Source organism: Streptosporangium jomthongense, from assembly GCF_042650425.1.
Lineage (GTDB): Bacteria > Actinomycetota > Actinomycetes > Streptosporangiales > Streptosporangiaceae > Streptosporangium.
The window spans coordinates 163,898-176,290 of the sequence record NZ_JBHSBC010000049.1 but is presented as its reverse complement, the minus strand read 5'-3'; the positions used below and the strand labels follow the sequence as shown (position 1 = coordinate 176,290).

Sequence of the window (12,393 nt, the reverse complement as noted above, 5' to 3'; positions counted from 1 at the left end):
TCACGCCGACCGGCGGCGGAACCACGGCCTGCGGGGACGTTTGGGCGACTTGGCGACGACGTTGCCCATGGTGACGAGGCCGGTGATCTCGATCACCGGCCCGTCCGGGGAGGGCGGGACCTGGTTCTTCCTTCCCGCCATGAACCCCGACCCGGACATCAGGATGCGCACCCCCTCGGGGACGATCAGGGTGAGGGTGGCGGCCATCACGGTGACGTTCAGCGTCACGTGGCTCGACTGGAGCACCGCCTCGCGCAGGTCGAGGGTGACGTTGGCGCAGATGGCGGTGGCGGAGTAGCGGGTGGGCACCACCCAGCGGCCCGCGTGTGTCTGGGTGCCGAAGAGGGCCATGACGGGCCGGACGTCGGTGCGCAGGGGCTGCTCCTCCGGCGGGAGCAGGTCCGTGGTGAACGCCGCGAGCTCACCCAGGGTCCTGGCCTGGTAGACGGCGGTGAGGCGTTCCTCGTGTTCGTCGGGGGTGAGCCTGCCGTCGGCGAGCGCGTCGGCCAGCACCGCCGCCACGCGTTCCCGGTCGTCGTTGCCCGCCCTCAGATCACCGGGACGCGGTTCGTACACGGGATCGCGAGGCGCCGGGGGAGGGTAGCTGTCCACCTCTCGACCATAACCTTCCGGGGAACCCGTGAAGCCTCCGCGTGAGCGTCCGTTGACCGTCGGGTACGGCAGCGCCCCGGTCCTGCGGGTCTCCCGGCTCGCCGGAGGCTTCCGGCCCTCCCTGCCCGCGGGCCCTGTCCACGGTTGCGTCCGGGAGGCCGTCTAGGGCGCCTTCGTCATGGGCAGGCGCGGGTCGTCGGGGGCCTGGCCGTGCGCCCGGATCTCGGTGGCCGCCGCCGGGCGCTCGGGCCCGGCCAGCACGCTCAGGTGGTAGAGGTCGTGGCCCGGCGCCGCCGTCGACGGGCCGTGGCAGCCGTGCGGGACGAGCACCACGTCCCCTGAGGAGACCTCGGTCACCGTCTCGTGGGCGCCGTGAATCCGCTGGTAGCCGGGCCCGCCCTCGAAGTAGTAGATCCGCTCGCGCACGGCCCCGCACTCCGGGGTCGCGTCGTGCTCGTACGGCGGGCAGGGCGTACGGTTGCCGCCCGGGGTGAGCACCTCGACCGCGACGAGCCGGTCGCACTCGAAGGCGCCGGGGGCGCAGAAGCCGTTGATCTGGCTGCTCGTCCGGCCCTCCCCGCGCACCTCGACGGGCACCTCGCGGGCGGGGCCGTACCTGACGGGGAAGCTTCTGCTCGCGCGGGCCGTGGGGAAGGCGAAGCGGCCTGCGCCGGTGATCCTGACCGTCGCGCCGACGGGCAGGTAGGCGAAGTCGCTGACCGCGTGGAAGACGGAGACACGCCCTTCGAGGGCGAGCCGTACGCCGTCGCACTCGATCCGGCACGAACCGGAGAGCGGCAGGACCAGCATCTCCTCGTCGCCGGTGCAGAAGAGCACGCTCTCGTCGGAGAGCGTGAGCAGGCGGAGCCCGGCGTGGTTCCAGCCCGCCGTCTCCGGGGTGATCCACAGCGCCCACGGCGCCAGGGTGGAGGTACCCGCGGGGACGAGGGTCATGGTCTCTCCCGACGTCGTGTTTCGCACGATCCTTCGCCCATGCCGCCTCCAGCGTGTCCTGGCCGTTACCGGCAGGCGTATAACACCGTCGGCCCGACCACAAGACCCACCGCCGCACACGGTATGACGGCGGCCGTGGACATCGACATAACGACGGCCGATTCCCGCGCGAATTACCCGTCCGACCTGCGCCGGGGCCGGGGCGGGCGGCCGGACTACCTTCGACAACCGCGGCCCGGGACCGGGTCGCGGGGTTCGACTGGAGGAGGACACATGGACCTGCGACTGTCCGGACAGGTGGCCGTCGTCACTGGGGCGTCCAAGGGAATCGGGCTGGCGGTCGTGAGCACCCTGCTGGCCGAGGGCGCCCGGGTGGTCGCCGCCTCGCGCGGGAGCAGCCCGGGGCTTGAGGAGCTCGCCGGAGACGACCTGGTGCACGTCGCGGTCGACCTCATGGAGCCGTCGGCTCCCGGACTGGTGGTCGCCCGTGCCGTCGAGGAGTTCGGCGGGCTGGACATCCTGGTCAACAACGCCGGAGGGCCGCCGCCCGGGGTGACGTTGCCGCGTTCGTCGTTCTTCGAGGCCGGTGACGACGACTGGCGGACGGTGTTCGAGCTCAACCTGTTCTCGGTGGTGCGCGCCGTACGGGCGGCCGTCCCGCTGATGCTGCGGCGGGGCGGCGGGGCGATCGTCAACGTCTCCTCGGGCAACGCCAGGCAGCCCTCGCAGATGAACGTCGACTACGGCGCGGCCAAGGCGGGCGTGAACAACCTGACCAAGGCTCTGTCCGAGGAGTTCGGCCCGCAGGGCATCCGGGTGAACACGGTCTCCCCCGGTCCGGTCCGCACGCCGTGGTGGACCAAGCAGGGCGGCGCGGCCGACGTCATCGCCTCGATGACGGGTTCCGACCGGGACAGCGTGATGGACCGCCTGGCGCCGGAGATGATGCGCCTGACCACCGGCCGCCTGGTCGACCCGCAGGAGGTGGCCGACGCGGTCGCGCTGCTGGCCTCCCCGAGGTCGGCCAGCACCACGGGGGCCGACTTCGTGGTGGACGGCGGCTTCCTCAAGGCGGTCTGATCCGTCGCCTCCTCCGGAGGTCAGTGGGTGAGCCGCTCGTGGGTCTGTCCCTGGATCTGTCCGGGGCTCTGCTCCGGGGCGCTGCGCTGGCTGGGCAGGTCACTCCTCTCCAGCCGGCGCCTGCGCTGCTCCGCCTTGGAGATGTCGGCCGGCTGCTGGGGCGCCTCGCCTTCGTTGCTTCTGATGGTCGCCAGCGCTATCGCGATCAGCGAGACCGCCAGTCCCGCGACCACGAGGAGAGCCAGGATCGCGAGCATCACGATGTTGCTGCTCAGGATGGTGTCCACGGTTCTCATGACGTCCTCCGGCCTTCTCTCTTTCCACCTTTCTCCTCTTCTTCGCGAAGGGTGGTCGAAAAGCCGTCATTAAAGGCCCAAATGTTGATATATGCCTTTTGGTGGGTTTGTGGTGCCCGACCACGGCGAGGAGGCGTGAGCGGCAGGCCGTACCCTCTATGAGACCGGAGAAGGCCACCGGCACGGAGGACCGAGGACGATGCCCGAGTTCGACTACACCGACCTGCTTCCGCTGGGACAGGACGAGACCGAGTACCGCCTGATCAGCACCGAGGGGGTGCGTGTCGTCGAGGCGGCGGGCCGCAGGTTCCTCGAAGTCGATCCCGAGGCGCTGCGACTGCTGACCGAGACGGCCGTCCACGACATCTCCCACTACCTTCGCTCCTCCCACCTGGCCCAGCTTCGCAAGATCGTCGACGACCCCGAGTCGAGTGGGAACGACCGCTTCGTCGCGCTCGACCTGCTCAAGAACGCCTCGATCTCGGCGGGCGGCGTGCTGCCGATGTGCCAGGACACCGGCACCGCGATCGTCATGGGCAAGCGGGGGCGTCACGTGCTCACCGACGGCGCGGACGCCGAGCACATCTCGCGCGGTGTCTACGACGCCTACACCAGGCTGAACCTGCGCTACTCCCAGATGGCCCCGATCACCATGTGGGAGGAGAGGAACACCGGCTCCAACCTGCCCGCCCAGATCGAGCTGTACGCCGAGGACCCCAACGGGCACCCCGACGAGTACAAGCTGCTGTTCATGGCCAAGGGCGGCGGCAGCGCCAACAAGTCCTTCCTGTACCAGGAGACCAAGGCGGTCCTCAACGAGAAGCGGATGCTCGCCTTCCTTGAGGAGAAGATCCGCTCCCTGGGCACCGCCGCGTGCCCGCCGTACCACCTGGCGATCGTCGTGGGCGGCACCTCTGCCGAGTTCGCCCTGAAGACGGCCAAGTACGCCAGCGCCCGCTACCTGGACTCCATCCCCACCTCGGGCTCCCCCAGCGGCCACGGCTTCCGCGACACCGAGCTTGAGGCGAAGGTCTTCGAGCTCACCCAGAAGCTCGGCATCGGCGCCCAGTTCGGCGGCAAGTACTTCTGCCACGACGTCCGCGTCATCCGCCTGCCCCGGCACGGCGCCTCCTGCCCGGTCGCCATCGCGGTCTCCTGCAGCGCCGACCGCCAGGCGCTGGCCAAGATCACGGCCGACGGGATCTTCCTTGAGCGGCTGGAGACCGACCCGGCGAGGTTCCTGCCCGAGACCACGGACGAGCACCTGTCCGACGACGTGGTACGGATCGACCTCAACCGCCCGATGCAGGAGATCCTCGCCGAGCTGACCAAGTACCCGGTCAAGACCCGCCTGTCCCTGACCGGCCCGCTGGTCGTGGCCCGCGACATCGCGCACGCCAAGATCGGCGAGCTGCTCGACGCGGGCGGCGAGATGCCGCAGTACATGAAGGACCACGCGGTCTACTACGCCGGTCCCGCCAAGACCCCCGAGGGATACGCCTCCGGATCGTTCGGGCCGACGACGGCGGGCCGCATGGACTCCTACGTCGAGCGCTTCCAGGCCGCGGGCGGTTCCATGGTCATGCTGGCCAAGGGCAACCGCTCCAAGCAGGTCACCGACGCCTGCGCGACCCACGGCGGCTTCTACCTCGGCTCCATCGGCGGCCCCGCCGCCCGGCTCGCCCAGGACTGCATCAGGAAGGTCGAGGTCCTGGAGTATCCGGAGCTGGGCATGGAGGCCGTCTGGAAGATCGAGGTCGAGGACTTCCCGGCGTTCATCGTGGTCGACGACAAGGGCGACGACTTCTTCACCGACCGCACGGGGCCGGTGCTGTCCATCGGGCGGCGCTGACCTGAGACGACCCTGGGAGGGGGCGGGGAGATCCTCGCCCCCTTTTCCGTGTTCCGTTTTGCGTCCCTGCCAAGGTGTTCCGGCGGCCGCGTTTCAATGGCCGGATGGACACCTCACGGGCGCGGGCCCTGTTCGCGACCGCCAGGGTCGCCCGCCTGGCAACCGTCAGCGCCGGTACCGCCGGCGCGCCCCGGATCGTCCCGGTGACCTTCGACGTGGACGGTGACACGGTCGCCTTCGCGATCGACCACAAGCCGAAGCGCACGACGGATCTGCGGCGGCTGCGTGACATCGCCGCCGACGACCGGGTGTGCCTGCTGGCCGACCACTACGAGGACGACTGGACGCGGCTGTGGTGGGTCCGTGCCGACGGCAGGGCCAGGATCGTCACGGACGGGCCCGGCAGGGAGCGTGCCCTGGCCCGTCTGGCCCGGCGCTACCCGCAGTATCGCGAACGGCCTCCGCACGGCCCCGTCGTGCTCATCGAGGTGACGTCGTGGACGGGATGGGCCTTCAGCGATCCGCCGAGGGAGGGCTGAGAAAGGTCCCGCGCGGGAGGACGGTGCGAACGCCCTCGATCCGACCGGCTCGGGACGGCCCGGACCACACGGACGTCCGTGCCGCGCCGCGCCGTACGGGTGCGCGGGACCCCCTCCGGACCAGCTGACACCTGCCATCATGATGTAATTGCGAATTACTTGCAACTACTAAGAGTCCTAGGTCGCAAGTCTGATGCACATGCATGTATCCGGCAGTAGTGTCGGCGAAGTACCGACCAACGAGGAGGTAGACCTTCATGGGTGAGTACACCCTTCCGGATATGCCCTACGACTACGCGGCGCTTGAGCCCGCGATCACCGGCGAGATCCTGGAGCTGCACCACTCCAAGCACCACGCCGCCTACGTCAAGGGCGCCAACGACACCCTGGAGCGGCTGGCCGAGGCCCGCGACAAGGGCGAGTTCGGCGGTCTCGTCGGCCTTGAGAAGACCTTCGCCTTCAACCTGTCCGGCCACGTGCTGCACTCGATCTTCTGGGAGAACCTCTCCCCCGACGGCGGCGACCGCCCCGACGGTGAGCTGGCCTCCGCCATCGACGAGCACTTCGGCTCGTTCGAGGCCTTCCAGAAGCAGCTGACCACCGCGACCGCCGGAGTGCAGGGTTCCGGCTGGGGCGTGCTGGCCTGGGAGCCGCTCAGCCGCCGCCTGGTCGTCGAGCAGATCTACGACCACCACGGCAACGTCGGGCTGAACACCACGCCGCTGCTGGTCTTCGACGCCTGGGAGCACGCCTACTATCTCCAGTACCGCAACGTGCGCCCCGACTACGTCGAGAAGCTGTGGTCGCTGATCAACTGGGACGACGTGAAGCGGCGCTTCTCGACAGCGACGAGCGCGAAAATCTGACCGAAGAACGCAAGAAGTTTCGGCCCGGTCCCTACTGGTCGCATTACGCAAATCGGTAAGCTGCCCATCATGCGTGCGCCCTCCGGATACCTCCTTGCAGCGCGCTACCGGCTTTCCGAGCCGGTCGGGCGCGGCGGCATGGGTACCGTCTGGCGCGCGCACGACGAGTTGCTCGACCGCGAGGTCGCGGTCAAGGAGGTGCGGCTGCCCCTCGTCCTGGACGAGGACCTGCGGGCGGAACTGTGCGCCAGGACCGAGCGTGAGGGGCGGGCGACCGCGATGGTCGCCCATCCCTCGGTCATCACCGTCTTCGACGTCGTGACGGAGGACGAGCGTCCCTGGATCGTGATGGAGCTGCTGCGCGCCAGATCCCTGGAGCAGCTCCTGCAGGACCGGGGACCGCTGCCGCCCCGCGAGACCGCCGAGATCGGCCGCCAGGTCCTCGGGGCGCTGCGGGCCGTACACGCCAAGGGGATCCTGCACCGGGACGTCAAGCCGAGCAACGTCCTGGTGACCGACGACCGGGCGGTGCTCACCGACTTCGGCCTGGCCGCGCTCGAAGGCGACGTGTCGATCACCCAGGCGGGCATCGTGCTCGGCTCCGCCGGATACATCGCCCCCGAGCGCGTGCTCGGCGCCAAGGCCACCCCCTCGGCCGACCTGTGGTCGCTCGGCGCGACCCTCTACACCGCCGTCGAGGGCCGCGGCCTGCACGGCCGCCGTACGGCGCCCCCCGCCCTGGCCGCGTTGACCAGCGGTGAGCCGATCCCGATGGAGAAGGCCGGCCCGCTGACCCCGGTACTGCGCGGCCTGCTCATGATCGACCCGGCGGCCAGACTCGACGCGGTGCGCGCCTCGATGATGCTCGCCAGGGTCGCGGCGGGCGGGACGGCGGAGGAGCCGCTCGCCAGGACCACGGGCAGGATCGGCAGGAACACCGCGACGCTCACGGTCCCGTCGTTCAACCGCCGTCCGCAGCACCGTGGGCTGCACCGCGCGGGTTCCGCGCCGTTGCCGCCGCCCCCGCTCATCCCTCCGCCTCCGCAGACCGTGGCGCAGCCTCCCGCGCCACCCCCGCCGTACCCGCCGCCCTCGTCCAGGGCGCACCGCCGCCCGGCGGAGGGGATGCACCGCAAGCCGATGAGCCAGGCCCCGGAACCGCGGCCGTTTGTCCGGTTCGTCACGCCCCTGATCCGCCTGGTGCTCCCTCGGCTGTTGTGGCCTAAGGAGCTCCGTAAGCGAAGATAAAGCGAGCTTCAAGGAAGAATCGCTATCTTCTTCTCATGCCGGAACAGCAGACGCGCGTGCTCGCTGACCGCTACGAGCTGATCACACCGCTCGGCCGGGGGACGATGGGGACCGTTTGGCGTGCCCACGACCGTTCCCTCGGTCGTGAGGTCGCGATCAAAGAGATCCGTCAGGAGCCCGGGCTCAGCGAGGCACAACGCGCCGAACTTCGGGAGCGCATGATCCGTGAGGGTCGTACGGCAGCCCGCATCAGTCATCCCTCGGTGGCCACCGTCCACGACGCGATCGTCGAGGACGGCAGCCCGTGGATCATCATGGAGCTCGTCCAGGCCCGCTCCCTCGAACAGGTCATCGAGGAGGAGGGGCCGCTGCCGCCCCGGCTCGTCGCCGAGATCGGCGTGGACCTGATCGGCGCGCTGCGCGCCGCCCACGACCAGGGCATCCTGCACCGGGACGTCAAGCCGGGCAACGTGCTGGTCACCGAGAGCGGCAGGGTGGTGCTCACCGACTTCGGCATCGCCAAGGCGGAGGGGGACAGCAGCCTCACCAAGACCGGCATGGTGATCGGCTCGCCCGGCTACACGGCGCCGGAGCGGGCACGCGGTGAGCACACCGGCCCCGAGTCCGACCTGTGGTCACTCGGCGCGACGCTGTACTTCGCCGTCGAGGGCCGTCCGGCCTACGAGCGTTCCTCGGTGGCCGAGACCCTGGCCGCGCTGATGACGGACAAGGCCGATCCGCCGACCCAGGCCGGCCCGCTCCGGCCGGTGCTCGAACACCTCCTGGAGCGGGACCACACCGCCCGTCCCTCACACCTGCAGGCGATCGCGATGCTCAGGACCGTCGCGGACACCCCGACCGGGTCCATCCCGGTCGTGCCGCCCCTGGAGGCCCCCGGCGCGTCCCAGAAGGCGGCCTCCCAGAAGGCGGCGCCCGGAACAGCCGCCGGGGGCACCGGGGGCACTACTGCGAAGGCCGTCCCTGGGGCGTCCAGGCCTGCCGGGGTACCCGTCAACCCCGTCCAGTCCCCGTCCCGCCCCTCCACGGCCCAGCCGCCCGTACAGGCCCCGGCTCCGGCTCCCGCCCAGCCCTCCGCGCCGGCTCCCGCTCCGGTCTCCTCGCAGGGAGACGACGAGGAGTTCGACGCCAACCGCACGGTGGTGGTCATCCGCCCCAAGGGGGGTCTGCGCCTGCCTCCCGGTCCGCAGGCCGCCGCTCCCGTCCCGCCGACGACCCCCGCGCCGGTCGACGGGCGCCCTGCCGTACCCGGCCTCGGAACGCCGGTCGCGGGAGCGCGGACTCCCTCCCCGCCTGCCCCTCCGGTGCGGGACAGGCCGGTCGCGGGCCCCTCGGCCCCTCCCCCTTCCCCGGGCTTCCCGCCCGGCGGAGCCGTACCGCCGCCGCAAGGACCGCCGCTCCAAGGACCGCCGCAGGGTCCCTGGGCGCCCGCCGGGCAGCCGGGGGACGGCGTGCGTTCCCACGGGCTCGGGACCGACCTGTTCGCCATCGCCGGGCAGAACGGCCCCTCCGCCCAGAACGGTCAGGCGCCCCAGCGGAAGTCCTCCGGGAGCCGGGCCGGGGTGCTCGTCCTCATGGGCGTGGCGGCCGTCGCCCTGGTGGTGATCGTCATCCTGGGCGTGTCCTTCCTGACCGGCTGAACCGGCTGAACCGGCTGAACCGTGGCGCCCGGCGACGGACCGGGCGCCACGGGACGTCGCCGGGTCAGACCCCGATCACGTTCAGGGACACCCACAGCGCCACGACCGCGAGCGGCAGCGTGNNNNCCGACGGTGAGCAGGCCGAGCCGGGTGAACTCCCCCAGCTCGACCCCGGTGTCGTGCTCGCGCACGATCCGCCGCCACAGCAGGGTCGCCAGGGACCCGGCGTAGGTGAGGTTGGGCCCGATGTTCACCCCGATCAGCACCGCGAGGACCGCGCCCGGCCCGGCGGGGGCGGTCAGCGGCAGCAGGACCAGTACGGCGGGCAGATTGTTGATCACGTTCGCCAGAACCGCGGCCAGCGCCGCGATCCCCAGCAGGGCGGGCAGGCCGGTGCCACCCGGGACCAGGTGACCAAGCGCGTCGGCGAGGCCGTTGCCGACCACCGCCCGCACCACGACGGCCAGCGCCAGGACGAAGGCCAGGAACGGCACCGCGGCCGACCGCACGACGGCCACCGGGGTGGTGTGCCCCCTGGCCAGGGCACGACAGGCGAGTACGGCCGCGCCCGCCAGGGCCGCCCACGCGGGGTTGATCCCCAGCCAGGAGGCGACCACGAACCCGGCCAGCGTGCACACCACGGTGACCAGCGCGAAGACCGGTGTCTCACGAGGCTCGGCGACGGCCGGGGCCACGGCCCCCGCGTCCAGATCCGTGGCGAAGAATCTCAGGAACAGGACGTACTCCACCCCGACCGCGACCAGCCAGGGCAGGGCCATCAGGGCCGTGAACCGGGTGAAGCTCAGGCCGCTGGCGGCGAGGGCGAGCAGGTTCGTCAGGTTGGAGACCGGCAGCAGCAGCGAGGCCGTGTTCGACAGGTGGGCGCATGCGTACACGTGCGGCCCTGGGCGGGCGCCGAGCCGGGCGGCGGTGGCGAGCACGACCGGCGTCAGCAGCACGACCGTGGCGTCCAGGCTGAGCACCGCGGTGATGAGCGAGGCGGCGGCGAACACCTGGGCCAGCAGGTGACGTGGCCGTCCCGCCGCGCCACGGGCCATCCAGACGCCGCAGGCGTGGAACAGCCCCTCGTCGTCGCACAGCTTGGCCAGGACGAGCACGGCCGCCAGGAAGCCGACAACCGGTCCCAGCCGGGCCATCTCGGCGACGGCCTGTTCCACGGAGATCGCCCCGATCGCGACGACCGCTCCGGCGGCGGGGACCGCGACCACGGCCTCCTGCCAGCCCCACGGCCGGATGACCGCGCAGGCCAGCACCGCCAGGAGCAGGAGGACCGAGACCGTCTCGGCGAGCACGGCGTTCAACGGCGTCCTTTCCTGGGCGGGACCTTCCGGGCACGGACAGGGCGGCCACAACTGTGGGAGGAGTCTCGCAAACGCCCTCAGGTATGGTCACGTCACCCCAGGCGTCCGTGTCCGGCGAAGGCGCAAACTGGAAGCATGAGCGAGTTTCGGATCGAACATGACTCGATGGGCGATGTGCGGGTCCCGGCGGACGCGAAGTGGCGGGCGCAGACACAGCGGGCCGTCGAGAACTTCCCCGTCTCCGGCCGTGGCCTGGACAGCGCGCACATCGCGGCACTCGGCCTGATCAAGGCCGTCGCGGCCGAGGTCAACACCGAGCTCGGCGTGCTCGACAAGGAGATGGCCGAGGCGATCGCCGAGGCGGCGACGGACGTCGCGGAGAACGAGTGGGACGCCGAGTTCCCCGTCGACGTCTTCCAGACCGGCTCAGGCACCTCCTCCAACATGAACGCCAACGAGGTGATCGCGACCCTCGCCGAAGAGCGTCTCGGCCGCCCCGTCCACCCGAACGACCACGTCAACGCCTCGCAGTCCTCCAACGACGTGTTCCCGACCTCGATCCACGTCGCGGCGACGACCGAGGTGACCTACCACCTGATCCCGTCCCTGCGGCACCTGGCGACCGCGCTCAGGAACAAGGCGCTGCAGTTCGAGGACGTGGTCAAGGCGGGCCGTACGCATCTGATGGACGCCACCCCGGTGACGCTGGGGCAGGAGTTCGGCGGTTACGCCACCCAGATCGACAACGCCATCACCAGGGTTCGCGGGGTGATCCCCCGCCTCGTGCAGCTGCCGCTCGGCGGCACGGCCGTGGGGACCGGGATCAACACCCCGCCCGGCTTCGCCCCCAAGGTCATCGAGAAACTCCGCGAGGCGACGGGCCTACCGTTCTCCGAGGCCCCCGACCACTTCGAGGCGCAGGGGGCCAGGGACTCCATCGTGGAGCTGTCCGGCCAGCTCCGCACCGTCGCCGTCTCGCTCAACAAGATCGCCAACGATCTGCGCTGGATGGGCTCGGGGCCGCGCACCGGACTCGGGGAGATCAACCTCCCCGACCTCCAGCCCGGTTCCTCGATCATGCCGGGCAAGGTCAACCCCGTCGTCCCCGAGTCCGTGTGCATGGTCGCGGCCCAGGTCATCGGCAACGACGCGGCCATCGCCTTCGCCGGGGCCTCGGGCAACTTCGAGCTCAACGTGATGCTGCCCGTCATCGCCCGCAACGTGCTGGAGTCGATCCGGCTGCTGGCCAACGTCTCCCGGCTGCTGGCCGACCGCTGCGTCATCAGGATCACCGCCAACGTGGACCGGCTGCTCGAATACGCCGAATCGTCCCCCTCGATCGTCACCCCCCTCAACCGGCACGTCGGCTACGAGGAGGCCGCGAAGATCGCCAAGCAGGCCCTGGAACAGCGCAGGACGATCAGGGAGGTCGTGGTCGAGCGCGGTCACGTCGCCAACGGCGCCCTCACCGAGGAGCAGCTCGACGCGCTGCTCGACGTGCTCTCCATGACCCGGCCGCCGTCGGCTCCCGAGGATCGGGGAGACTCCCGGACATGACACAGATCAAGATCTACGGCCGCCGCGACGTCTGGGCCGACCGGCGCCGGGAGGTGTCCGACACCCTGCACGCGTGCCTCACCGAGGTGTGGCGGCTGCCCGAGGACAAGCGTTTCCACCGGTTCCTGCTGCTCGACGCCGAGGACCTCCTCTGCCCGCAACGGAGCGAGCGGTACCTCATCGTGGAGATCGTCTGTTTCACCGGCAGGACGGACGAGGCCAAACGCGACCTCATCCGCGCGCTGTTCGCCAGGGCCCAGGAGCGACTCGACCTGCCCGCCGCCGACCTGGAGATCGTGATCATCGAGTCTCCGCAGGTCAACTGGGGCATCCGGGGCATGCCCGGTGACGAGCTCACGCTGACCTACCCGGTTTCCGTCTGAGGCGACTGGACTCTCCCCCCGTGGGA

12 protein-coding genes are annotated in these 12,393 nt (G+C 70.7%); 8 read left to right on the top strand and 4 right to left on the bottom strand.

Annotated elements, in window-relative coordinates; genetic code table 11:
• Both ACFOYY_RS37655 and ACFOYY_RS37650 read right to left on the bottom strand, forming a co-directional pair.
• The gene (locus ACFOYY_RS37655; protein WP_352013781.1) at positions 1–612 is read right to left on the bottom strand and encodes a DUF1707 SHOCT-like domain-containing protein; all 612 of its coding nucleotides are present in this window, start codon (positions 610–612) and stop codon (positions 1–3) included.
• Positions 613–774: 162 nt separating this feature from the next.
• On the bottom strand, positions 775–1,566 hold the full coding sequence (locus ACFOYY_RS37650; protein WP_362914155.1) for a 5-deoxy-glucuronate isomerase: 792 nt from the start codon (positions 1,564–1,566) through the stop codon (positions 775–777).
• A 273-nt stretch (positions 1,567–1,839) separates the two neighbouring features.
• Here ACFOYY_RS37650 and ACFOYY_RS37645 point away from each other — a divergent pair, with 273 nt between their 5' ends.
• Positions 1,840–2,646 (top strand): SDR family NAD(P)-dependent oxidoreductase, encoded by an 807-nt coding sequence (locus ACFOYY_RS37645; protein WP_386196033.1) that lies wholly within the window; start codon positions 1,840–1,842, stop codon positions 2,644–2,646.
• A gap of 20 nt (positions 2,647–2,666) precedes the next feature.
• Here ACFOYY_RS37645 and ACFOYY_RS37640 read toward each other — a convergent pair whose 3' ends face one another.
• A complete protein-coding gene (locus ACFOYY_RS37640; protein WP_386196031.1) occupies positions 2,667–2,942 on the bottom strand; it encodes a hypothetical protein in 276 nt (91 codons plus the stop codon).
• Between the two features lie 199 nt (positions 2,943–3,141).
• Between ACFOYY_RS37640 and ACFOYY_RS37635 the strand changes: the two genes are divergently transcribed.
• From ACFOYY_RS37635 to ACFOYY_RS37615, 5 genes are all read left to right on the top strand, one after another.
• A complete protein-coding gene (locus ACFOYY_RS37635) occupies positions 3,142–4,794 on the top strand; it encodes a fumarate hydratase (RefSeq protein WP_352013785.1) in 1,653 nt (550 codons plus the stop codon).
• A gap of 104 nt (positions 4,795–4,898) precedes the next feature.
• Positions 4,899–5,333 (top strand): TIGR03668 family PPOX class F420-dependent oxidoreductase, encoded by a 435-nt coding sequence (locus ACFOYY_RS37630; protein ID WP_386196030.1) that lies wholly within the window; start codon positions 4,899–4,901, stop codon positions 5,331–5,333.
• A 257-nt stretch (positions 5,334–5,590) separates the two neighbouring features.
• Entirely contained in the window at positions 5,591–6,199 is a 609-nt protein-coding gene (locus ACFOYY_RS37625) for a superoxide dismutase (RefSeq protein WP_352013787.1), read from the top strand.
• 69 nt (positions 6,200–6,268) lie between these two features.
• The gene (locus ACFOYY_RS37620; RefSeq protein ID WP_386196028.1) at positions 6,269–7,447 is read left to right on the top strand and encodes a serine/threonine-protein kinase; all 1,179 of its coding nucleotides are present in this window, start codon (positions 6,269–6,271) and stop codon (positions 7,445–7,447) included.
• Positions 7,448–7,482: 35 nt separating this feature from the next.
• Positions 7,483–9,105 carry a serine/threonine-protein kinase gene (locus tag ACFOYY_RS37615; protein ID WP_386196026.1) on the top strand — a complete coding sequence of 541 codons (1,623 nt, stop codon included), beginning with the start codon at positions 7,483–7,485 and terminating at the stop codon, positions 9,103–9,105.
• On the opposite strand, the gene ACFOYY_RS37610 is transcribed toward ACFOYY_RS37615, so the two are convergent.
• Entirely contained in the window at positions 8,988–10,334 is a 1,347-nt protein-coding gene (locus ACFOYY_RS37610; RefSeq protein ID WP_449343629.1) for an SLC13 family permease, read from the bottom strand. The genes ACFOYY_RS37615 and ACFOYY_RS37610 overlap by 118 nt on opposite strands.
• A gap of 228 nt (positions 10,335–10,562) precedes the next feature.
• Between ACFOYY_RS37610 and ACFOYY_RS37605 the strand changes: the two genes are divergently transcribed.
• The gene (locus ACFOYY_RS37605; protein WP_386196024.1) at positions 10,563–11,984 is read left to right on the top strand and encodes a class II fumarate hydratase; all 1,422 of its coding nucleotides are present in this window, start codon (positions 10,563–10,565) and stop codon (positions 11,982–11,984) included.
• Positions 11,981–12,367 (top strand): tautomerase family protein, encoded by a 387-nt coding sequence (locus ACFOYY_RS37600; RefSeq protein ID WP_386196022.1) that lies wholly within the window; start codon positions 11,981–11,983, stop codon positions 12,365–12,367. Before ACFOYY_RS37605 ends, ACFOYY_RS37600 begins: the two co-directional genes overlap by 4 nt.
• Positions 12,368–12,393: the final 26 nt, after the last annotated feature.